This is a genomic window from Pseudomonas sp. efr-133-TYG-5, assembly GCF_030209175.1.
In the GTDB taxonomy this organism is placed as follows: domain Bacteria; phylum Pseudomonadota; class Gammaproteobacteria; order Pseudomonadales; family Pseudomonadaceae; genus Aquipseudomonas.
The window spans coordinates 928845-950479 of the sequence record NZ_JARVSM010000001.1 but is presented as its reverse complement, the minus strand read 5'-3'; the positions used below and the strand labels follow the sequence as shown (position 1 = coordinate 950479).

Genomic DNA, 21635 nt, shown 5'->3' with positions numbered 1-21635 from the left:
GTCAGCTCGACTGCGCGGTGTCGTCGTCCGCCATGGCGTCCAGCGGATCTTCCTGGCCGGGCACCTCGGTAATCACGCTGAAATCGCTGACCTCGACCGCTCCCTGGCCATAGCCCAGCAGGTGGAACGAGAACGCCTTGCGCGGCTGCGGATTGTCGAAGCTGAAATCCATCTCCAGCGGTTGATCCGCGGTGGCGACCATTTCCGCCGGCAGGCCGAGTTGCACGTCCTGTTCGAATTCCTTGGCCTTGAGCTGGATATACGCCGCTTGCTGCGGGTCCACCGAGCGCACGGTCAGGCGCACCCGGGTGTGCGAACCCTTGGGCATCTCCAGGTATTGTGCGCCGATCAGGTTGTCGGCCCAGTCGTCGTTGATCTGCGCCTGCAGCGGGATGACGTTGTTGCTGCCGAACTGGTAGTGCTGGTTAAGCGGGGTGCGCAACAGTGACAGGTCCAGCGCCGTGGCGCGGGCAGCGATCTGGCGGGCGCGCTGGCCGCTGTAATTGCCCTTGAAGGTGGCGTTCTCGGCGATGAAACCGGCGCTGGCGTAGTAGCGGCAACGGCGCGGCATGTCGCACTCGGCGAGGATGCCCTGGCCGTCGTGGTAGCGCAGCTTGCCGTTGGTGAACGACATGATTTCGCGCCCGCTGTCGTAGTCACGAAACAGCGAGCGGCCGCTGAGGGCCGACGGCACCGGCAGGTCGAAGTAGTCGAGAATCGATGCGCTCAGGTCGACATGACCGTAGACCCCGGCGTTCAGGCGCGGCAGTTGCGCCTGCTCCGGGGCGAGGGTGAGGTTGAAGCCCCAGGACGACGCGAGGCGTACGCCATCGATGCCATGGGATTCATCCGACGTGATCACCACCAGGGTGTCCTCGAGCACGCCCTGGCGTTCGAGGCCGCTGAGGAATTGTTCCAGCGCATCGTCCAGATAACCGACGGCGGCCTGCTTGGGCGTGTCGTAGCGCTGCAGATAGTCTTGCGGGGCGGAGTAGGGCTGGTGCGTGCCAACGGTCAGCAAGGTCAGCATCCACGGCTGTTTCTGCTGTTTCAGCTGGCCCACGTACTCCAGCGCACCTTCGAAGAAGGCCTTGTCATCCTTGCCCCAGGGAAACTCCAGGTGATTGGCGTTGGTGAACCATTCCAGGCCATGGGTCGCGTCGAAGCCGATGTGCGGCATGATCTTGTCTTTGGCCATGAAGCGCAGGCCGGCACCTTGCAGGTAATGGGTGGCGAAACCGTTCTTGCGCAGTTGCGCCGGCAGGCAGGCCTGGTTGCGTTCGTGCTGGGTGAGCATTTCCACGCCTTTGGGCGTGCCGTTGTTCAGCTTGTCGTAGTCACCGCAGAGCATGGCGTACAGGCCGCGAATGGTCTGGTGAGTGTGCAGGACGTAATCCGGGGTGTTCATGCCGCGCTCGGCCCAGCGGCTGAGGTTGGGCATCAGGTCTTCCTGATAATGACTGCCGATGGCTTCGCGGTTGGCACCGATGTAGGCACCGGGGATGCCTTCGAGGGCGATGATCAGCACGTTGCGCGCCCGGCCCGGGGCGGCCAGCAACTTGTGGCCGTTGAGGTCGAGGTCGGTGAGGCCGGTCATCGCCGGGGGAATCTCATCGACATCGCCGGCCAGCCAGTCTTCGGCCTGCATCTGGCCTTCGGCGACCTGCGTCGCCAGCAACTGGTGCGGCAGGTTGTACAGGCGCCAGGCATCGGCGTCGCTGGGGGCGAGAATTTGCGCACCCCAGTGCGCGCCGAACAGCAGCAGCGGTGCCGCCCACACGGCGCGCGGCAATGCCGGGGCCGGCGTGGCGCGGCCCGCCCAGTGGCTCAGCAGCCACAGCAGCAGCGCCAGCAGCAGGGCAATGCCCACGCCCGGATGGGCCAGGCCGCCACCCGTGGAGTTCTCCACGAACTGCGGGTCGAACAGATAATGCAGATCCTCCGGATTGGGCATGCGTCCTACGGCACTGACCAGCTCCGCCGTGGCCACGCTCAACAGCGCGCAGAACAGCAGCAGTGGCAACGCCAGCCACCATGGCCGGCGATGCAGCAAGACCACCAGCAGACTGCCGATCGCCAGGTCCGACAGATAGCCGAACGGGCTCGACCAGCCAAGCGCCGCGCGCAGGCCCAGCGGCACGACCAGCACCAGGAACACCAGAGAAAACAGGCGGGCATGGGGATGCCGCAGCCGCTGAAAAAGTGCGCTCACAAAAAAGACCTTCCAGCCATCAAATCTTCATAAAAGTGTGCCCGATGATAACAAGGGCAGGCTGTCGGATCGCGGTTTTAAACAGGTCAGACTTTTCCTGAAAAAACGTAATCGACGGCGCTCAGCCCGTGCAGGCATTGCGTTGCCTTCGATGCAGGCGCGCGCAGGGCGGCGCCAGGGCCGCGAATTTATTGTTTCAGGCTGTTTAACCGAGTCGCCGTCCACAAGACGTGTCTGGCTGGCAGATTGCTAACAATCGGTAGTCATGCATGCCTTTAATCGTCGGCCGCGGGCAATCGCTGTCTGACTGAAAGTGGTGCGTGTTGCACGCAATCTGTGCGCATTTGTTGGGTTGTACGCTTGGAGGGGCCGGAATCAAGGGGGCGCGCAAGTGGCATCAGGTTTGCTAGCAATGTTCTGACGAACACTCGCCCTCAGGAGAATAACAATGTTGCCGACGCGCTTTTCGCTCAAACGTCTGCTGCCTTGCGCAGCCTTCACCACGTTGTTGCTGACCACCGCGGCGCATGCCGGCGAACCGATCAAGGTCGGCCTGGTGGCCGCGCTGTCGGGGCAGTCGGCAAAGTCCGGCGAAGCGCTGACGCGCGGCCTGAGCATCGCCATCGACGAGGTCAACGCGGCGGGCGGGGTGCTTGGCCGGCCACTGGAGCTGGTGCGTCGCGACGATGAGAGCAACCCGTCCAAAGGCATGCTGGCGGCACGCGAGCTGATCCAGCGGGAGAAGGTCACGCTGTTGTTCGGTGGCCTCGATACCCCGGTGTCGCTGGCGATCGTGCCGCTGGCCAATCAGTTGAAGGTGCCGTTCATGGGCATCTGGGCCGCCGGCACCAAGATCACCGAGAATGGCGCCGCAGACAATTACGTGTTCCGCGTCTCGGCGGTCGATGAACTGGTGGACGAAGCGCTGGTGGATTACGGCGTGCGTACCCAGGGCATGCACAAGCCCGGATTGATCCTGATCAACAACCCCTGGGGTGAATCCAACGAGGCCGGGTTCAAGCGCGCACTGGACAAGCGCGGCCTGAGCAACGCCGGGGTCGAACGGATTCAGGACAGCGACCTCGACGTGGTGCCACAACTGGCGCGGCTCAAGGACGCCGGGGCCGACAGCCTGTTGCTGGTGGGTAACGTCGGGCCGTCGGCGCAGGTGGTCAAGTCCCTCGATCGCATGGGCTGGAACGTGCCGGTGGTGTCCCACTGGGGGCCGGCGGGTGGACGCTTCGGCGAACTGGCCGGGGCCAATGCCGGGCGCGTGCATTTCATCCAGACCTACGTCTTCACCGAGCACAACTCGCCGCGTGGCGACGCGGTGCTGGCCGCGCTCAAGCAGCGTTATGCGGTCAAGACGCTGGCCGACGTCACCCCGGCCGTCGGTATCGCCAATGCCTACGATGCGCTGCACCTCAGCGCCCTGGCCATCACCGCCGCCCGCAGCACCGACGGCAAAGCGGTGCGTGACGGCTTTTACGCGATCCAGAACTACGACGGCCTGATCAAGGATTATCGCCAGCCATTCAGCAGTAGCCGGCACGATGCCCTCGGCCCCCAAGACTACGTGTTCACCCGTTTCGACGGTGATCGCATCGTTCCCGTCGCTCCCTGATTGTTCCGCACGGATCGGTGTGCGGATGCGCGCCGGTCGGAGGATTTGTGCATGATCACCACCACACTTCTGTCCGGGCTGGGCCTGGGCAGCATGTATGCCTTGCTGGCCCTGGGGTTCCACATCACGTATGTGGTGTCGCGCACGGTCAATTTCGCCCAGGGCAGCGCAATGATGCTCGGCGCGGTGCTGGGCTACAGCTTCAGCATCACCTGGCAATGGCCGGCGTGGCTGGCGTACCCGGCGGCGCTCGCGCTGGCGGCAGTGTACGGCCTGCTCATCGAGCGTTTTCTGGTGCGCCCGTTTCACGCCCGTGGCTCGCAGGCGTGGCTGATGGCAACGGTGGCCGGCGGCATTCTGCTCGACAATCTGGTGCTATTCAGTTTCGGCAAGGAGCCGCGCCAGTTCGTCAGCGTGCTGACCGAGCACAGCGTGCAACTGGCCGGCAGTCAGGTGTCGCTGTTGCAACTGCTGATCCCGCTGATCGGCGCCGGTGTGGCGCTGGCGCTCTGGCTGGTGCGGCGCCACACGCGGCTGGGCAAGGTGCTCGAGGCCTGTGTGCAGAACCCGCAAGCAGCGATGCTGATGGGCATTCGCGTGAAGCGGGTGGTGGCGGTGTCGTTCGCCGTGTCGACCGTGTTCGCCGCGGTGGCCGGGTTGTTGATTGCGCCGCTGTTCAGCGTCAATGCCGACATGGGCACCTTGTTTGGCCTGAAGGCCTTTGCCGTGGCGATTCTTGGCGGAATCGCCAGTGCCGGCGGGGTGTTTGGCGCCGGCTTGCTGTTCGGTCTGGTGGAAGCGCTGGTGACCTTGTACTTCGGCTCGGCGTTCACCCAGATCTTTACCTTCGCCCTGGTCATCGTGACGCTGGCGATCCGTCCGGATGGCCTGTTCGGCCTCAAATCATGGGTGAAAGTATGAGCACCGCACGTCACTCCCTGGCGCCTGTCGCGCTGCTGGCCCTGGCAGTGTCTTGCGCCGTCGCCGCATTCCTGCTCGACAGCTATTCGCTGCTGGTCCTGACCCTCTGCGCCCTGGCGACGGTGGTTGGCGTGGGCCTGAATATTCTGATCGGCCTGACCGGGCAGATGTCTTTCGGGCACATCGCCTTTTACGCCCTGGGCGCGTACGCGTCGGCGCTGCTGACACTGGCCGGCTGGCCGTTGCCGGCGGCCATGGCGGTGGCGGCGCTGGTCAACGCCATGGTCGGCGGGTTGCTGGCGATTCCGGCATTGCGGGTCAAGGGGCCGTACCTGGCGATGATCACCATTGCCTTTGCCTTCGTCGTGCACCACAGCCTGATCGAATGGCGCAGCGTCACCGGTGGCTCCAACGGCCTGATGGGCATCCCGATGCCGGCGCTCGGCAGCCTTGATCCGGCGATTACCCTGGCGTTGATCGCAATTGCCCTAATGACCGTGGCGCTGGCGTTTTACCTGCGTCTGCGCAGCAGTGGCTGGGGGCTGGCGATGCTCGCGGTGAAGTCGTCGGAGATTGCCGCGCGCTCCCTGGGTCTGAATCCGGTGCTGGCGAAAACCCTGGCCTTCGCGCTCTCGGCGGCGTTGACCGGGCTGGCTGGCGCGCTGCTCGCGCCGTTGATGATGTTTATCAACCCCGAGTCGTTTCCGTTCAGCCAGTCGATCCTGTTCGTGCTGGCGGTGATCGTCGGCGGCAGCGGCACCCTGTTCGGGCCGCTGCTTGGTGCCTTGCTGATTGTCTTGTTGCCGGAAGCCTTGTCGGATTTCGCCGAGTACCGCTTGCTGATTTTCGCCGCGCTGCTGCTGTGTGTGTTGTGGCTGGCGCCGGACGGTGTGCTGGGCGCGCTGGCCCGGCGCTGGTGGCGACCGCTCGACCGACGGGCACCGGCCGTGGCCGATTCGGCGCGTCTGCGGGAGTTTTTCCATGGTTGCGCAGGGGCGTTGCGGGTCGACGATATTGGCATCCGCTTCGGCGGTGTGCAGGCGGCGCAGCATGTCAGCCTGCAGGCCAGGGCCGGCAGTATCACCAGCCTGATCGGACCCAATGGCGCCGGCAAGAGCACGGTGCTCAACCTGATCAGCGGGTTCTACCGGCCCGATCAGGGCAGCATCCGCCTCGATGACGGCGAGTCGCTCGCCGGCTGGCCTTCCTGGAAAGTCGCCCGCGCCGGCATCGGTCGAACCTATCAGACGACTTTGCTGTTCGCCGAACTGTCGGTGCTGGAAAACCTGCTGGTGGCGATGCAGGGCGGGCGCATGGGCTCCCCGATGCGTACCGCCAGTGCAGAGCAGAAGGCGTTGGCGCTGGACCTGCTGGCACTGGTCGGCTACAGCGGCTCGGTGAACCTCCCGGCCGAACAGTTGCCGCATGTCGACCGGCGGCTGGTGGAGATTGCCCGTTCGCTGGCCAGCCGTCCCAAGGTGTTGCTGCTGGATGAGCCCGCGGCCGGGCTGGGCCGCCAGGACACTGATCGACTTGCCGGCCTGCTGCGGCGCCTGGCGGGTTTCGGCCTGACGATCATTCTGGTGGAGCACGACATGCCCTTGGTAATGGCGGTGTCCGAGCGCTTGTTGGTGCTCGACGCCGGCAAGCCGATTGCCTGGGGGACGCCGGCCGAAGTGCGCGCCAATCCGCAGGTGATCGCGGCCTATCTGGGCGTCACCGAATATCAGGCGCAACCGCGGCTGCAGGCCTGGAATGGCAGTCGCGACGCGCGCCTGTTCATCAAGAACCTGAGCATCGACTACGGCGCCGCGCCGGTGGTGGAGGGCGTCGACCTGACCGTCAATCCCGGTGAACTGGTGGCGATTCTCGGCGCCAATGGCGCGGGCAAGTCGAGCATCCTGCAGTGCCTGGCCGGGTTGCATCGCGCCTCGGGCGCCAGCAGCATCCTGCTGGACGACGTCGAGATCAGCGCGTGTGATGCCAGTGAAATCGCCACGCGCGGACTGGCCCTGGTGCCCGAAGGGCGGCAGATGTTCGGCCAGTTGAGCGTACGCGACAACCTGTTGCTCGGCAGTTACGCACGCCGCGAAGCGTTCGATGCCGACGCCGAGATCGAAGCGATCCTGCGGCGCTTCCCGCGTTTGCGCGAGCGCATCGACAGCCCGGCGGGTCTGCTGTCGGGCGGTGAACAGCAGATGGTCGCCGTCGGCCGCGGGCTGATGGCCAAGCCGCATATCCTGCTGCTGGACGAGCCGACGCTGGGGCTGTCGCCGGCGATGATCGGCGAACTGTACGACGCCCTCGCGACGTTGCGCGACGAAGGCATGACCCTGTTGCTGGTCGATCAGATGGCCAACCTGGCCCTGCAAGTCGCCGATCGCGCCTACGTGCTGGAGAACGGGCGTATCGTCAACAGCGGCAGCGCCGCGCAATTGCGCGACGACCCGCAACTGGAAGCCGCTTACCTGGGTGAAGGAACACTGGTATGAAAACCTTGAAGATCACCGGTTCGCGCAGCGCTGAACGCTACGTGCGCGAGGGTTTTTTTGTCGCCGCGCCCCTGCCTGGCGAGGCTTGCGAAACCCTCGACATCGGTGCCGGCTATCTGCACCCGGGCCTGGTCGAAACCCACATTCATCTGGACAAGGCGTGCATCCTCGACCGCTGCCGGTTGCAGGCCGGCACGCTGGCCGAAGCCATCGCGCAAACGCGGCTGGCCAAGGCCGCTTTCACCGAGCAGGACGTCTATCAACGCGGCGCGACGGTGCTCGAACAGGCCATCGTCCAGGGCACGATGCACATGCGCACGCATGTCGAACTCGACCCGCAGATCGGCCTGACCGGGTTCAACGCGATCCGCCGGTTGCAGGCCGACTACGCCTGGGCGATCACCCTTGAGCTGTGCGTGTTTCCCCAGGAAGGTCTGCTCGATAACCCCGGCACTGAGGCGCTGCTGTGTGCGGCACTGGAGCAGGGCGCCGAAGTGCTGGGCGGCTGTCCGTACATGGATCGCGATCCGGCGGCGCAGATTCGCCGCTTGTTCGAACTGGCGGTGCACTACGACCGTGACCTCGACCTGCACCTGGATTTCGACCTCGACCCGGCCGGCATGACCGTGCCCGAGGTGATCCGCTGCTGTGAATTGCACGGCTGGGGCGGGCGGGTGACCATCGGCCATGCCACCAAGCTGTCGGCGCTGCCGCTCGGACATTTGCGCGAGATCGGCCAGGCACTGGCGGCGGCCGGGGTGCAGGTCACTTGCCTGCCGTCCACGGACCTGTTTCTGACCGGGCGCGAGCAATTTCACAACAAGCCGCGCGGCCTGGCACCGCTGGAGCAACTGCACGCGTGCGGGGTGACCTGTTCGATCTCGACCAATAATCTCGGCAATCCGTTTACCCCGTATGGCGACGCATCGCTGGTGCGCCAGGCCAATCTGTTTGCCAACGTCAGCCAGTTGGGCACCGAAGCGCAGTTGCAGCGTTGCCTGGATTGGGTGTCGTGTGAATCGGCGCGCCTGCTGCGCCTGAGCCGTTACGGTCTGGAGCCGGGCTGTCGCGCCGATTTCCTGGTGTTCGAGGCGCCGACGCCGGCCGCCGTGGTGGCGCAGATCAGTGCGCCGCTGATGGGCTTCAAGGCCGGGCGCAAGACGTTCGAACGGCGTGCGCCGCAGGTCTGGCGGCCGCAGTGATCAGAGTCCGGCGAGGGCCTCGCGCAGGTTGATGTCCGGCTCGGGCTGCTGTTCCAGGGCGAGCTGGGCTTCCAGCTCGTCGAGGTGTTCCAGCATCACCGCCACGGCCTTGTCGCGTTCACCCTGTTGCAGCGCGGTGATGATGTCCTGGTGTTCGTCCGAGGCACAGGACGGCACGTCATTGCGCTGATACAAGGCGACGATCAACGAACTGCGCACCATCAGGTTGGCGAGGATTTCGCTGAGTACGCTGTTGCCGCAGATCTCGCCGAGCATCAGGTGAAATTCGCTCAGCTCGCGGACGATGGCCCGGCGATCGGTGGCGTTGGTGGCCGCGCGTTCGTTGTTCAAGTGGCGGCTGATGCGTTCGTGCTGCTTGTGCATGATCGCCGGGGTGATGCATTCGACGATCGCCCGCTCGATGGCTCGGCGGGCGGCGAACACTTCCCGTGCTTCGCGCGCGCTGGGTTGCGCCACCATGGCGCCGCGATTCGGTTCGATGGTGATGATGCGCTGCATGGCAAGGCGCTGCAGTGCCACCTGGACGTGGTTGCGGTTGGCTTGCAGGGTCTCGACGATTTGCGCCTCGATCAGCCGCGTGCCGGGCTTGAGCCGATGCTGGGCGATGGCCCTGGACAGCACATCGACGATGCGCTGGACTTCGAGTTGTTTGGCGGTAACGGTCTGTGAGGCCATCGTTTCCTCTATGGCGGCGACGCGGCAGAAGCGAATGCGGCGGGCATTATCCGCCAGCGCCGGTCGCCCGGCAAACGCCGATCTCAATCGCTCTGGCCCAACGCGCAACCCTGGCCGCGCGGGTCGTGCTGCGCGTGGCGGCGGCCGTCGGGATACAGCGCGATGATGCCGGCCTGGCCGGTGTAGGCGTTGAGCGGGGCGATGCTTTCCACGCCGTGTCCGAGCGCGGCGAGGCCGCTGATCACCGCGTCACCGACATCGGCTTCGAGCTTGAGGTTGTCGCTGCCGTCGAAAAAGCTGCGCCCGAGCAGAAAACGCGGGGTGCGCAAGGCCCGGTCGATCGGTTGGGCGAAATCGATCAACTGGCTGGCAAGTACCAGTTGGGTCTGTGGCTGGCCGTCGCCACCCTGGGTGCCGAAGAACATCCGGCGCCCGTCGTCGGCGACATAGCAGGACGGATTGAGGGTGTGCGCCGGACGTGCGCCCGGCGCCCAGGCGTTGCGATGACCGGGTTCGCTGCTGAATCCGGCGGCGCGGTTTTGCCACAGCACCCCGGTGTCGCCCATCACCACGCCGGAGCCGAAGTCATGGAACAGACTCTGGATCAGACACGCCGTGCGGCCCTCGGCGTCGGTGGCGGCCATCCACGCCGTGTCGGCCGGGCGACCCGCTTCGTTCCAGGGCTGGGCCTGGTGCGGATCGATGCAGGCGGCGTAGCCGGCGGCGGCCTCAGCGTTGAGTGTGGCGGCGAAATCCCAGTCCGAGCGGCGCGGGTCGTGCAATTCGGCGTTGCGCCGCAACAAGCCCTGTTTGATCGCCTCGACCAGGTGGTGATAGTAGGCAACCGTGCCATTGCCGCACGCGGCCAGATCGCGTTGCCCGAGGGCGAGCATGGCTTGCAGCGTGTACAGACCCTGGCAGGGCGGGGCAACGTTGAACAGACGTCCCTGGCGATAGCGGATCGACAGCGGCGGCACTTCTGCGGCGGTCGTTGCTTGCAGGTCGGCCAGGCTCAGGCCGCAGTCCAGCCGCGCGAACTGCTCGGCGAAGGCATGGGCCAGCTCGCCCTGATAGAAGTCGCTGATGCCGTGGCGGGTCAGCTGTTCCAGGGTGTCGGCCAGCTGTGGCTGGCGCAGCACATCGCCGGCACGCAGCCAGCGGCCGGCGGTCTTGCACAGCGCGTGCAGGTCGGGAAGGGTGTCGATCAACGCTTCGCGGTGGCTCTGCCAGAACAGTTGCGACGCCGACACCGGCACCCCGGCGCGGGCAATGTGCACGGCGTCGGCGAGCAACTGGCGCCAACCCAGGCGCGAGCTCCATTCGCCGGCGCTGATCCGCTGCGCGGTGCGCCAGCTGGCCAATGCCCCGGCGGTGGTCGCCACGCTGGCCGGTCCGCGCAGGTCGATGCGGCCGCTGCCGGGCAAGCGCTGACCCGCCTGGCCGATCCCCATGATGGTGCGCACCTGTCCATCATGCAGCAGCCACAAGGCATCGCCACCCAGCCCGGTCATGTGCGGATACACCACGCCGAGCACCGCGCTGGCGGCCAGCATGGCGTCGATTGCCGTGCCGCCGGCATCGAGGATTCGCAGGCCGGCAGCACTGGCTTCGGGGTGGGGAGAGCAGATAACGCCACGGCGGGATTCGGCCATCATTGCGGTTGGCTCCTTATTGCTAGCTAGAAATTTATTCTTGGCTAGCAATCGCTGTGCCGATCTTCGGATGCCTGGAATCTGGGCAGTTACGACCCTTTCGGGTGCAGAGCTTTGGGTGCTATAGATATGCAATATCGGTATTTAAATTAGCTTTTTTATAGCGATAAAGTTCACAGCTTCCGTCTCATTTCCAAGCTGCGAGGATGCCATGGCCACACCGTTCAAACGTTCCGCGCTGGCCCTGTTGGCCGCGAGTACGCTGCTCAGCGCCGGCGTGCATGCCGAAGGCAAGATCAGCATTGCCCAGCAGTTCGGCATCGGTTACCTGATTCTCGATGTGGTGCGCGACCAGCACTTGATCGAGAAACACGGCAAGGCGCAGGGCCTCGACATCAAAGTCGACTGGAACAGCATTTCCGGCGCCACCGCGATGAACGAAGCGCTGCTGACCGGCGCGCTGGACGTGGTCTCGGCGGGAGTGCCGCCGATGCTTACGGTGTGGGATCGGACCAAGGGCAAGCAGAACGTCAAGGCCATCGCTTCGCTCGGCTCGATGCCCAACTACCTGCTGACCAACAACCCGAACATCAAGAGCCTGAAGGATTTCAGCGACAAGGATCGCATCGCCGTTCCAGCCGCTGGCGTGGGCTTCCAGTCGCGCACCCTGCAGATCGAAACCGCCCGGCAATTCGGTAACGACCAGTACAAGAAATTCGATGACATCTCGGTCAGCCTGCCGCACCCGGACGCCACGGCGGCGCTGATCGCCGGCGGTTCGGAAATCAACTCGCACTTCTCCAGCCCGCCGTTCCAGTACCAGGCGCTGCAGAGTCCCAACGTGCACAAGGTGCTGAGTTCCTACGACGTGCTCGGCGGCCAGGCGACGTTCAACGTGCTCTACACCACGGAAAAATTCCACGACGAAAACCCCAAAACCTACAAGGCGTTCTACGACGCCCTGGCCGAGGCGGAGAAAATCATCAAGGCTGACAAACCTGCCGCCGCCCAGGCCTACATTCGCGTCGAGCAGTCGAAGTTGCCGCTGGCGCTGGTCGAGCAAATCGTCCAGGACCCGGAAATCGATTTCACCGTGGTGCCGCAGCGTACATTCATCTACGCCGAGAAATTGCAGGAGCTGGGTGTGCTGAAGAACAAGGCGGACAGCTGGAAGGATTACTTCTTTGAAGAGGCCCATGGCGGCGCGGGCAGCTGATCGCACAGGGGCAACAGGGCGTTGCCCCTTGCTGGAGGGTTATTGCCCTGGCGCATCATCGAAAATGCTTTCAATCGGCAGGCCGAACGCCCGGGCAATCTGGAAGGCCAGCGGCAGGCTCGGGTCGTAGCGTTCGTTTTCGATGGCGTTGATGGTCTGGCGCGACACGCCAAGACGTTCGGCCAGTTCGACCTGCGACCATGTGCGCTCGGCGCGCAGTTCCTTCAGACGGTTTTTCATTGGTAGCGACGCTTGGCGATGCGCAAACCGATCATCCACATCAGCCCCATCACCGGCCACACCCACAACCAGGGGACGTGCGGCGCGCCGACGGTTTCCAGAAAACCGTAGGTGAAGGTCAGCATGGCCGAGGCCGCGAAGGCAAAACCCAGGGCTTCGAACTGGATGCGCAGGTACATTTCGTCGAGCCGGCGCATGTCACGCACCACGGTCCAGCAAAACAGGGCGACCGGGATCATCGGCAACAGGACGATGACCGTGCGCAGCCAGGCGTTGGCCTCGCCCAGGTACAGCAATGCCCATTGCGATGCCAGCAGCACCAGGACGTACAACGCCATTGCGGCGGCCATTTCCTTATTGAAGTGCTTCATTTTCAACTCCCTGTGTAAAAGACGCTTTACATGTTCGTCGAAGCGTTCGCTGATGTAAAGCATGCTTTCCATCATCGGTCTGATCGCTGGGTACCGTCCGCGTGTCCGTTTCGCCGGTGCCCGGCAAACCCGCGTCTATAGTGAGAAAGCTGTGCGAATCGGGTGGCGCCTCAGGACCCTGGGGCGCCGTGAACTCAGGTTGTTATTGCTCAGGAGATCGCCATGAGTCAGATCGAAAAAGTTCTCTATACCGCCAAGACCCACACCACCGGCGGGCGCGATGGGGCGTCACGCAGTTCCGACGGGATCCTCGACGTCAAGCTGTCGTCCCCCGGCACCAACGGCGGCGGGACCAATCCGGAGCAGCTGTTTGCGGCCGGTTGGTCGGCGTGTTTCATCGGCGCGCTGAAAGTCGCCGCGCAGCAGCAGAAGGTCAGCCTGCCAGCGGATGTGGCGGTGGATGCCGAGGTAGATCTGGGCACCAACTCCGGTGGCTATCTGCTGCAGGCTCGGCTCAATGTGAGCCTGCCGGGGCTGGACCGCGAGGCGGCGCAGAAACTGCTGGAAACCGCGCATCAGCTGTGCCCGTATTCCAAGGCCACGCGCAACAATATTGATGTCGAGGTGAAGCTGGCCTGACGCGCAATGCAAACGGGGCGGCATGATCGTCGATCATGCCGCCCCGCGTTTTTTCAGTCGGCAGCGATCAATGCATCTTGCTGTGATCGTGGCCTTCCATGTTAGTCAGCGAGCGTACCGGCGCCTTGATTTCGATGGCCTGTTTTTCGCCCTTGGCGTTCTCCACGGTCAGGGTCAGCGCCACGCTGTCGCCTTCCTTCAACTGGCCGCTCAGGCCCATCAGCATGACGTGGTAGCCGTTCGGATCGAACTTCACCGCTTTGCCGGCCGGCAGGTCGACCGAGTCGACCGGGCCCATGCTCATCACGTCGTTCTTCATGCTCATTTCATGAATCTGCACGTCCTTGGCTACCGGCGAGGCAACGCTGAGCAGTTTGCTGTCGCTGTCGGCGGTGAGGGTCATGAACGCGCCGCTGGCGGACTGGGTCGGCACGGTCGCACGCACCCAGGCGTCGCTGACGCTGGTTTGTGCCGACGCGTTCAGCGCCAGGCCCAGCAGGGACAGACCGAAAACGGCGCGTTTGATGTTGTTCAGAACGGGATGCATCAGCAAACCTCCATGACGGTGAGCAAATCTTCCGTGCACTCTTGTGCCGAAAGCGAGGTAGACAGACCCAGGCGCAGTTCGCCGCGCGAGTCGTAAACGTAACTGGTGGCGGTGTGCGAGATGGTGTAGGTGTCGCCTGCCGGGACCTTCTCGAAGAACACGTCGAATTCCTTGGCCGTGGCCTGGGTTTCTTCGAGCGTGCCGTACAGCGCGACGAATGTCGGGTCGAAGGCTTTGACGTAGGCGTCGAGGATCTGCGGGGTGTCGCGCTCAGGATCGAGGGTGATGAAAATCACCTGCAGGCGGTCGCCATCCTTGCCCATCAGCTTTTTGATCTGCGCCGCGCGGGCGAGGGTGGTCGGGCAGACTGCCGGGCACTGGGTGAAGCCGAAGAACACCATCGGCATCAGGCCGCGGAAGCTCGACAGCGTCATGGTTTCGCCTTCGGGATTCTTCAGCTTGAAGGTGCGTCCCATGATCTTGTTACTCAGATCCTTGCCGTACTTGTACGACAGTTGGCCGCGGGTATCACAGCCGGCGAGCAGGCCGAGACCGAGCACGCCCATTCCCGCAAGCACCTTGCGGCGAGTCAACAAAGCCGTCATTTCATACCGCCTTTTCGAGCCCGCCGGTCGGCAGGACAGGCGGGCGGTTAACCGTAAAAGCGGCGCATGATACCAAAATGATCCGCCGCGCCGGCCTTCGATCACCGGGCAATGTCGGATCGGGCGACAAAAGGTGTAAGAAAACATGACGCAGGGTGCGTCACGGTTGGCCTGTGTGGTTCAAGGCACGATTCGAACATCATCGGCGATGACCACGCCACTGGGCGATGATCGGAACAGGCAATTGACGACTCCGCCGACGTTGTTCTTCAAGAACCATGCAGGAATGACGCCTTCCAGCAGCGTGGAGCCGCTGTAATTCGTCAGGTGCAGGTCGACCGTGCTGTTGACTCCCGTGAAGATGAGTCGCTCGACGTTGGAAGCCGTTGTGGCCTGGATTTTTGCCCCGGGCGCCGTGGTCTTTGCCAGAGAAATGGTTTTGCTCGCCGCGTCGAAACCGTCGATTTCATACGGCAGGAACTGACTGATTTTATCCGCCATGGAATGTGCTCCTTTTCGAACTGACCCAGTTGCCAGTGCGGACAGCTTATAAGTGGGCGAGATGGAGCTACAACTGTCATTACTGACAGGTTTATAAGGAAGTTCGTAATAACCATCGACGGTTATATAACTCTTGATAAGTGTGGCTGTGAGCCTCCTGGCTGCGCTACATCGCCGCTACCCGCGCCAGCAAAAAACTCGAACCAATGGAAATCGGCTCTGGTCTGTCAGTTATCGGCCACCGCGATGTGAGTGGCCCACCGGCAGGCAGGAGCAAGCACATGATTGGCGTCGTCATCCCCGCTCACAACGAAGAAGCATGGCTTGCACAATGCCTGGAGTCGGTCCTGACCGCGGCGGCGCATCCGCTGCTGGCGGAACCGGTGGAAATTCTGGTGGTGCTCGACAGCTGCACGGATGACTCGGCGCAAGTGGCGCACGAGATGGGGATCAAGACCCTGGTCACCGACGGGCGCAATGTCGGGGAGGCCCGATGCGCCGGGGCGGCGGCGTTGATCGTCGCCGGGGCGCGCTGGCTGGCCTTCACCGATGCCGACACGGTGGTTGCCCCGCACTGGCTGGTGCGCCAGCTGGATTTTCAGGCCGATGCGGTGTGCGGCACGGTCAGCGTCGACAGTTGGGCGGAGCACCCGGTGCACGTACAGACGCGCTACGAGAGCCTGTATCAGGCAGTGGAAGGTCACCGGCATATTCACGGTGCCAACCTGGGCGTGTGTTCGATGGCGTATCAGCGGGCGGGCGGTTTCCGGCCGCTGCCGGCCCATGAAGACGTGCATCTGGTGCGCGATCTGGAGCGTGCCGGTGCGCGGATTGTCTGGACCGCGACCAACAGCGTGGTCACCAGTGCTCGCAAGCACAGCCGTTGCCGGGAAGGTTTCGGCGATTATTTGCAGGCCCTGGGTGCGGGCTGAGGCGGGTGGCATTCCATCCGTCGCGGATGAGGAACGACTGGTCGTGGGCTTCGCTCTACCGAATCACATCCCCAAGAGGTCATCCCTATGTTCGATCAGCGAAAGAAAGAATCCCTGGCGGCATGGCGCAAACTGGCCACGCAAGCGCAACTGCGCATGGATCCCGAACAGCAATACGACGAGCTGCTGAAAGCGGCCGACGACATGGAAGAGCAGGGCCTGATCACCAGCGCCGAATGGCGGCAGCTGGTACGCGATGCCGGCAATGTGTTTACCGAGTCCCGCGAGGGCCAGGTGCAAAGATAAAAAAAGGCCCGACAGCGGTCGGGCCTGGTGTTCACGCCAATCAATCACGCCGCCAGGTTGCCGGCGGACATCTCCTTCTTGTAACTGGCTTTCAACGCTTCCATCTGCTCGCCCAGCTCATCGAGCCGGGCCTTGCCGAGGAGTTTTTTCGCCTGCGGAAACATCTCCGTTTCTTCCTCTTCGATGTGGTGCTCCAGCAGCTCCTTGACCACTTTCACCCGACCGGCAAACTCCGGGGTACCCGGGTCGGTGAGCTTCAGATCGGGCAACACCAGGGAATCGACGGTGCGGTGTTCCTCCTTGGCTTCGTAGTACATGACGTCCTGTTCCTTGCCGCCGGCTTCCTTGAATGCGGGGTAGAGGATTTCTTCTTCCAGGCGCGTGTGGATGGTAATTTCCATCTCCAGTTTGCTCAGCAGTTCGCTGCGTTTTTTCAGGGCGCGCTCGGTGGATTCGCTCAGTTGGCTGAGGATGGCTTTGACTTTTTCGTGGTCGGCTTTCAATAGGTCGATGGCGTTCATGGGGTGTGGCCTCTGCTATCACGGAACAAACACAGGCCGTTGTCCCACGGCGCTGTGCAATCCATTGGGTACTCGCATTTGCCGTGCCAGCCCGGGTCAAGAAAAGTTTCTTTACCGATCAAGCAGTTGCGTCGCTGCAGGCATAAGGCCTTCGTGCAGCCTGCCTGAATCGTCGCCCGTCGCCATTGCAGATCACGGCTCGATCGTGCGCGCCACGAAGCGCAATTAATCGAAACTTCGCCGATGGCAGGGCTGTCCAGTCCTTTACGACGACTGCCTGCCGCGCGGCCTTCAGCAGCGGCGGGCGGCCATGGGCAATGCACAGAGTGAGGGTTCTCATGACGCAGACAGTGGGTGATTTTCTGGTTGAACGACTCAGTCAATGGGGCGTGACACGCATCTTTGGTTATCCGGGGGACGGCATCAACGGCGTGTTCGGCGCCTTGAGCCGCGCCCAGGGCAAGATCGAATTCGTCCAGGCCCGGCATGAGGAGATGGCCGCGTTCATGGCTTCGGCGCACGCCAAGTTCACCGGCGAACTGGGGGTGTGCATCGCCACTTCCGGCCCCGGTGCCTCGCACTTGATCACCGGACTCTACGATGCGCGGCTCGATCACATGCCGGTGCTGGCGATTGTCGGCCAACAGGCGCGTACGGCATTGGGTAGTCACTATCAACAGGAGCTCGACCTGGTGTCGATGTTCAAGGACGTCGCCGGGGCTTTCGTACAACAGGCAGCGGCGCCTTCGCAGGTGCGCCATTTGCTCGATCGCGCAGTGCGCACGGCGATTGGCGAGCGGCGGGTGACGGCGTTGATCCTGCCCAACGATCTGCAGGATCTCGAATACAAGGCCCCGGCACGCGCGCACGGCACGGCGCATTCCGGGGTCGGTTTCAGCAAGCCACGGGTGCTGCCTTACGAGGCCGACCTGCAGCGCGCCGCCGATGTGCTCAATGCCGGGGAGAAGGTGGCGATTCTGGTCGGCGCCGGCGCGCTGGGCGCCAGTGAGCAAGTGTTCGCCGTCGCCGAAAAACTCGGTGCCGGGGTGGCCAAGGCGCTGCTCGGCAAGGCCGTGTTGCCCGACGAACTGCCTTGGGTGACTGGCAGCATCGGCCTGCTGGGGACCGAACCGAGCTACAAGTTGATGACTGAATGCGACACCCTGCTGATGATCGGTTCGGGGTTTCCCTATGCCGAGTTCCTGCCCAAGGAGGGTCAGGCGCGCGGGGTGCAGATCGACTTGCAGCCGGACATGCTGGGCCTGCGTTATCCGATGGAGGTCAATCTCTGTGGCGATGCGGCCGAGACCCTCGCCGCGCTGGCACCGTTGCTGGAACACAAGACCGCGCGCAAATGGCGCAAAAAAATCGAGGGCTGGCGTGGCAGCTGGGACAGAACCCTCGAGAAACGCGCCATGGCCAAAGCCGATCCGGTCAACCCGCAACGGGTAGTGTTCGAGCTGTCACCGCGATTGCCCGAGCAGGCGATCATCACCAGCGACTCCGGTTCCTGCGCCAACTGGTTTGCCCGTGACCTGAAAATTCGCCGAGGCATGAAATGCTCGCTGTCGGGCGGACTGGCCTCGATGGGCGCCGCCGTGCCCTATGCGATTGCGGCGAAGTTTGCCTTCCCGCAACGCCCGGTGATTGCGCTGGTGGGTGACGGTGCGATGCAGATGAACAACATGGCCGAGTTGATTACCGTCGCCAAGTACTGGCGGCAGTGGGACAGCCCGAAGTGGATCTGCGCGGTCTTCAACAACGAGGACCTCAACCAGGTGACCTGGGAGCAGCGGGTGATGGAGGGCGATCCGAAATTTGTCGCCTCGCAAAGCATTCCGGACGTGCCGTATCACCTGTTCGCCATTTCCATCGGCCTGAAGGGGATCTTCGTTGATCGCGAAGAGGACGTTGCAGCGGCCTGGGAGCAGGCGCTGGCGTCGGAGGTGCCGGTGGTGATCGAGTTCAAGACCGACCCGAACGTGCCGCCGCTGCCACCGCATATCAAGTTGGAACAGGCGAAGAAGTTCGCCACGACGCTGCTCAAGGGCGACCCTGATGAAGCCGGGGTGATCGTGCAGACGGCGAAGCAGGTGCTGGGTGCCGTGCTGCCCGGTGGCAAGCGCAAGTGATTGTGCGCTCGAGGCCGCTCAGGTGACGCGGCCTTTCCTGTGTCGCGAGGGCTCCGGCTGCACGTTTCTGGAAGCGTGCAGCAACAGCGCGAACGCCGTTTTGTCGACGGGGCGACTCATGAAGTAACCCTGCACTTCGTTGCATTGATCCCTGCCGAGGATGTCCAGTTGCTCCTCGGTTTCGACGCCCTCGGCCGTCACCGTCAGGCCCATGGCCTTGCCCAGGCCGATGATCGCCTGTACCACCGCGCGGTCATTGGCGCCGCTGCTGATGGAGGCGATGAAACGCTTGTCGATCTTGATCCCGTCGAACGGATAGGCACGCAGATAGCCCAGCGACGAATAGCCGGTGCCGAAGTCATCCATGTTCAGGCGCACCCCCAGTTCCTTCAGTGCATTCATCGTGGTCAGCGCACCATCGGTGTCGTTGAGCATGACGTTTTCGGTGATTTCCAGTTCCAGGCGACTGGCCGGCAAGCGCGTGCCGACCAGCACCTGGCGTACATCTTCGACCACATCGCTGTGGGCGAACTGCGCGGGTGACAGGTTGACCGAGAGCAGGATGTCCTGCGGCCAGGTCAGCGCCGTTTCGCAGGCCTCACGCAGCACCCAGCGGCCGAGCGGAACGATCAGGTCGGTCTGTTCGGCGAGGGGAATGAACACGTCCGGGCCGAGCAGGCCCTTGGTCGGATGTTGCCAGCGCACCAGGGCCTCGACCGAGACGATCTGCTTGCCATCGATCTTGTAGCGCGGCTGGTAGTGCAGGACGAACTCATCGTTGACCAGCGCCCGGCGCAGATCGTCCTCCATTTGCCGACGTGTCTGGATCTGATCGCTCATGTGCGCTTCGAAATAGCACCAGGTGTTCTTGCCTTCGGATTTGGCCTGATACAGGGCGATATCCGCGCAACGGATCAGTTCCGTAGGCACGAAGCCCTGGCGCCGGCTCAGGGCGATGCCGACGCTGGCACCGATGTGCAGCGGATGCTGCTCGAAGAGCACCGGCTGATGCAGGTTGCCGATCAGGCGGGTGCAGAATTTGTCGATTTCATGATGGGTGTCCATGCCGTTGAGCACCACCACGAACTCGTCGCCACCGAGGCGGGCGACGATGTCGTGATCGCGGGTGCATTCGCGCAGGCGCGCGGCGACTTCCTGCAACACGGCATCGCCGGCCGGATGGCCCAGGGAATCGTTGATCGGCTTGAAATTGTCCAGGTCGATCATCAGCAGCGACAGGGGCGGCGCGTGTTCCTTGAGCAGCAGTGCTTCATCCAGATAACGCGCGAGTTTGTTGCGATTGGGCAGGCCGGTAAGCGCGTCGTGCATCGACAGGTGCTGGATCTGCGCATGTGCCGCCACTTCGTCAGTGATGTCGCTGGCGGTGCCGCGAAAGCCGACGACGGTCTGCTGGTCGAAGATCGGGCGGGCGGAGAGGCGACAGTGGCGTTGCTGGCCGGATCGGTCGCGGTAGGTGCAACGCAGGTCGCTGGTCGGGCTGGCCTCCGTCAGTTTCTTCAGCCACAGCTCCAGTGGTGTGGTGTCGCAAAAGAGCAGCTGGCCAATATCCTGGCCCAGCCATTGCGCCTGGTCATAGCCGGTCACCTCGCTGAAGCGTGCCGAGAGATAGGTCAGGGCCAGGTGCTGGTCGACCTCCCAGATCCAGTCCGACGCGGCCTCGGCCACGGCTCGAAAGCGCTCTTCGCTGGCCTCCAGGGCACGGTTGGCGGCTGCCAGTGCCTGGTTGGTCGCCTGCATCGTGTCGAAGCTCTGGTCGACGTAGCGCGAGGAGCGCATGGCATGGCGAAAGAAGTACGCGGTCAACAGCGTCAGCACCACCAGAGTGACCGCGAGCGGCGGCAGCAACGACCACAACAGTTGCCGGCCGGGCCGCTCGAGGTCCTCGATGAGGCTGTAGCCGGTGCTGTCCAGGGCCACCCTTGGCTGATCGGCGGCAATGGTTTCGTCGGGGGCGAGGGTCAGATTGTTCAGGCCATAAGCGCTGCCGATCTTGCGCAATTTGGTCGGGGTCAATTGGTCGACGAAGACCAGCACAGAGGTCTGCTGTGGATCGCCCAGTGGCCGTTCATCGTTGGGAATGATCGCCGCCGCCGTGACCAGCGCCGGCCAGCCCTCGAACAAGGTGTACGTGCTGATGGGGTCGGCGATGTTGGCCTGGCTGTGCACCTGATCCACCAGCGTGGCGGCCGGCACCTTGAGGAACGAGGATATGTCCGCGTCGAGCAACTGGCCGCGGATGACTGCGTACTTGGTGCGTTGCCGGTCAAGAACGAACACGCCTTCGTAGCCGTCGCTGGTGAACAGGGTCTTGCCGATGTTCTGCTCGGTGAACGCCCATTGCGTATCGATCTGGTCGTGCAGGTGTTCGTAGGCCGTGGTCCAGTAGGCATAACTGGTGATGTAGCTTTTCGACGCGGTGATGCGGTTCTCCAGTGCCCGCGCCGAGTAGAACTGGTTCTGGCTGACATCCTCGGCGTCGAGGTGCCGGGCGATACTGAACAGGGCGCTGACCGCGGCAAACACGCCGACGACAAACAGCAGGCTTACGGCGAAGGCCAGGCGCCGGGTGACCGCGCGTTGCGGGGTGGGGAGGGGAGCTGCAGCGGTGGAAATATCCATTTGCTCGTCCTTGATCCGGGTGTCATGCGCATCTGGAACAATGCGCTCGGCGTTTTGTTCAGATCTTCTGCAATCCGCTGAGCCCAATGGCGAAAAGCATAGTGAAGAGGCTCGCGCTTCGCCCTGGCGAATTTGAACTGGATCACACTTTGTTCAAATGTTCGGCGGCGCTGAGGACACATGAGG

Annotated in this window: 19 protein-coding genes; 9 read left to right on the top strand and 10 right to left on the bottom strand. The window is 63.5% G+C overall.

All coding sequences use genetic code 11. The features are described 5' to 3' along the window. Position 1 precedes the first annotated feature (1 nt). Positions 2 to 2212, bottom strand: coding sequence for an LTA synthase family protein (locus QRN70_RS04210; RefSeq protein ID WP_285415956.1), 2211 nt, complete (start codon positions 2210 to 2212; stop codon positions 2 to 4). A gap of 448 nt (positions 2213 to 2660) precedes the next feature. Here QRN70_RS04210 and QRN70_RS04205 point away from each other — a divergent pair, with 448 nt between their 5' ends. Genes QRN70_RS04205 through QRN70_RS04190 form a run of 4 tightly spaced genes read left to right on the top strand, consistent with a single transcriptional unit; the run spans position 2661 to position 8451 of the window. After that, on the top strand, positions 2661 to 3836 hold the full coding sequence (locus QRN70_RS04205; protein ID WP_285415955.1) for an ABC transporter substrate-binding protein: 1176 nt from the start codon (positions 2661 to 2663) through the stop codon (positions 3834 to 3836). Between the two features lie 51 nt (positions 3837 to 3887). Beyond that, positions 3888 to 4757 carry a branched-chain amino acid ABC transporter permease gene (locus tag QRN70_RS04200; protein WP_285415954.1) on the top strand — a complete coding sequence of 290 codons (870 nt, stop codon included), beginning with the start codon at positions 3888 to 3890 and terminating at the stop codon, positions 4755 to 4757. Beyond that, complete coding sequence (locus tag QRN70_RS04195) at positions 4754 to 7249, top strand: branched-chain amino acid ABC transporter ATP-binding protein/permease (RefSeq protein ID WP_285415953.1); 2496 nt, start codon at positions 4754 to 4756, stop codon at positions 7247 to 7249. The genes QRN70_RS04200 and QRN70_RS04195 overlap by 4 nt, the downstream gene beginning before the upstream one ends. Next, positions 7246 to 8451, top strand: a complete 1206-nt coding sequence (locus QRN70_RS04190) for an amidohydrolase family protein (protein WP_285415952.1) — start codon at positions 7246 to 7248, stop codon at positions 8449 to 8451. Before QRN70_RS04195 ends, QRN70_RS04190 begins: the two co-directional genes overlap by 4 nt. Here the strand turns inward: QRN70_RS04190 and QRN70_RS04185 are convergent, their stop codons facing one another. Both QRN70_RS04185 and QRN70_RS04180 read right to left on the bottom strand, forming a co-directional pair. Further along, on the bottom strand, positions 8452 to 9147 hold the full coding sequence (locus QRN70_RS04185) for a GntR family transcriptional regulator (protein ID WP_285415951.1): 696 nt from the start codon (positions 9145 to 9147) through the stop codon (positions 8452 to 8454). A gap of 83 nt (positions 9148 to 9230) precedes the next feature. Next, the gene (locus tag QRN70_RS04180) at positions 9231 to 10802 is read right to left on the bottom strand and encodes a gamma-glutamyltransferase family protein (RefSeq protein WP_285415950.1); all 1572 of its coding nucleotides are present in this window, start codon (positions 10800 to 10802) and stop codon (positions 9231 to 9233) included. A 208-nt stretch (positions 10803 to 11010) separates the two neighbouring features. Here QRN70_RS04180 and QRN70_RS04175 point away from each other — a divergent pair, with 208 nt between their 5' ends. Next, positions 11011 to 12015: an ABC transporter substrate-binding protein gene (locus QRN70_RS04175; protein WP_285415949.1), complete on the top strand. Its 1005-nt coding sequence runs from the start codon at positions 11011 to 11013 to the stop codon at positions 12013 to 12015. Positions 12016 to 12054: 39 nt separating this feature from the next. Here QRN70_RS04175 and QRN70_RS04170 read toward each other — a convergent pair whose 3' ends face one another. Further along, positions 12055 to 12255: a helix-turn-helix transcriptional regulator gene (locus QRN70_RS04170; RefSeq protein ID WP_285415948.1), complete on the bottom strand. Its 201-nt coding sequence runs from the start codon at positions 12253 to 12255 to the stop codon at positions 12055 to 12057. Continuing rightward, positions 12252 to 12626, bottom strand: a complete 375-nt coding sequence (locus tag QRN70_RS04165) for a hypothetical protein (RefSeq protein ID WP_285415947.1) — start codon at positions 12624 to 12626, stop codon at positions 12252 to 12254. The genes QRN70_RS04170 and QRN70_RS04165 overlap by 4 nt, the downstream gene beginning before the upstream one ends. Before the next feature lie 222 nt (positions 12627 to 12848). Here QRN70_RS04165 and QRN70_RS04160 point away from each other — a divergent pair, with 222 nt between their 5' ends. Beyond that, on the top strand, positions 12849 to 13265 hold the full coding sequence (locus QRN70_RS04160) for an organic hydroperoxide resistance protein (protein WP_285415946.1): 417 nt from the start codon (positions 12849 to 12851) through the stop codon (positions 13263 to 13265). A 67-nt stretch (positions 13266 to 13332) separates the two neighbouring features. On the opposite strand, the gene QRN70_RS04155 is transcribed toward QRN70_RS04160, so the two are convergent. The 3 genes from QRN70_RS04155 to QRN70_RS04145 form a co-directional block, all read right to left on the bottom strand. Then, on the bottom strand, positions 13333 to 13812 hold the full coding sequence (locus QRN70_RS04155; RefSeq protein WP_285415945.1) for a copper chaperone PCu(A)C: 480 nt from the start codon (positions 13810 to 13812) through the stop codon (positions 13333 to 13335). Beyond that, a complete protein-coding gene (locus QRN70_RS04150) occupies positions 13812 to 14417 on the bottom strand; it encodes an SCO family protein (protein ID WP_285415944.1) in 606 nt (201 codons plus the stop codon). Before QRN70_RS04150 ends, QRN70_RS04155 begins: the two co-directional genes overlap by 1 nt. A 180-nt stretch (positions 14418 to 14597) precedes the next feature. Then, the gene (locus QRN70_RS04145; protein ID WP_285415943.1) at positions 14598 to 14918 is read right to left on the bottom strand and encodes a hypothetical protein; all 321 of its coding nucleotides are present in this window, start codon (positions 14916 to 14918) and stop codon (positions 14598 to 14600) included. 281 nt (positions 14919 to 15199) lie between these two features. Here QRN70_RS04145 and QRN70_RS04140 point away from each other — a divergent pair, with 281 nt between their 5' ends. Together QRN70_RS04140 and QRN70_RS04135 are read left to right on the top strand one after the other, a co-directional pair. Beyond that, positions 15200 to 15850, top strand: coding sequence for a glycosyltransferase family 2 protein (locus QRN70_RS04140; RefSeq protein WP_285415942.1), 651 nt, complete (start codon positions 15200 to 15202; stop codon positions 15848 to 15850). 87 nt (positions 15851 to 15937) lie between these two features. Further along, positions 15938 to 16156 (top strand): hypothetical protein, encoded by a 219-nt coding sequence (locus QRN70_RS04135; RefSeq protein ID WP_285415941.1) that lies wholly within the window; start codon positions 15938 to 15940, stop codon positions 16154 to 16156. Positions 16157 to 16200: 44 nt separating this feature from the next. Here QRN70_RS04135 and QRN70_RS04130 read toward each other — a convergent pair whose 3' ends face one another. Beyond that, complete coding sequence (locus tag QRN70_RS04130; protein ID WP_285415940.1) at positions 16201 to 16677, bottom strand: PA2171 family ribosome-binding persister protein; 477 nt, start codon at positions 16675 to 16677, stop codon at positions 16201 to 16203. A 338-nt stretch (positions 16678 to 17015) separates the two neighbouring features. Between QRN70_RS04130 and QRN70_RS04125 the strand changes: the two genes are divergently transcribed. Next, entirely contained in the window at positions 17016 to 18809 is a 1794-nt protein-coding gene (locus QRN70_RS04125) for a thiamine pyrophosphate-requiring protein (protein ID WP_285415939.1), read from the top strand. Positions 18810 to 18827: 18 nt separating this feature from the next. On the opposite strand, the gene QRN70_RS04120 is transcribed toward QRN70_RS04125, so the two are convergent. After that, the gene (locus QRN70_RS04120) at positions 18828 to 21449 is read right to left on the bottom strand and encodes a bifunctional diguanylate cyclase/phosphodiesterase (RefSeq protein WP_285415938.1); all 2622 of its coding nucleotides are present in this window, start codon (positions 21447 to 21449) and stop codon (positions 18828 to 18830) included. Positions 21450 to 21635: the final 186 nt, after the last annotated feature.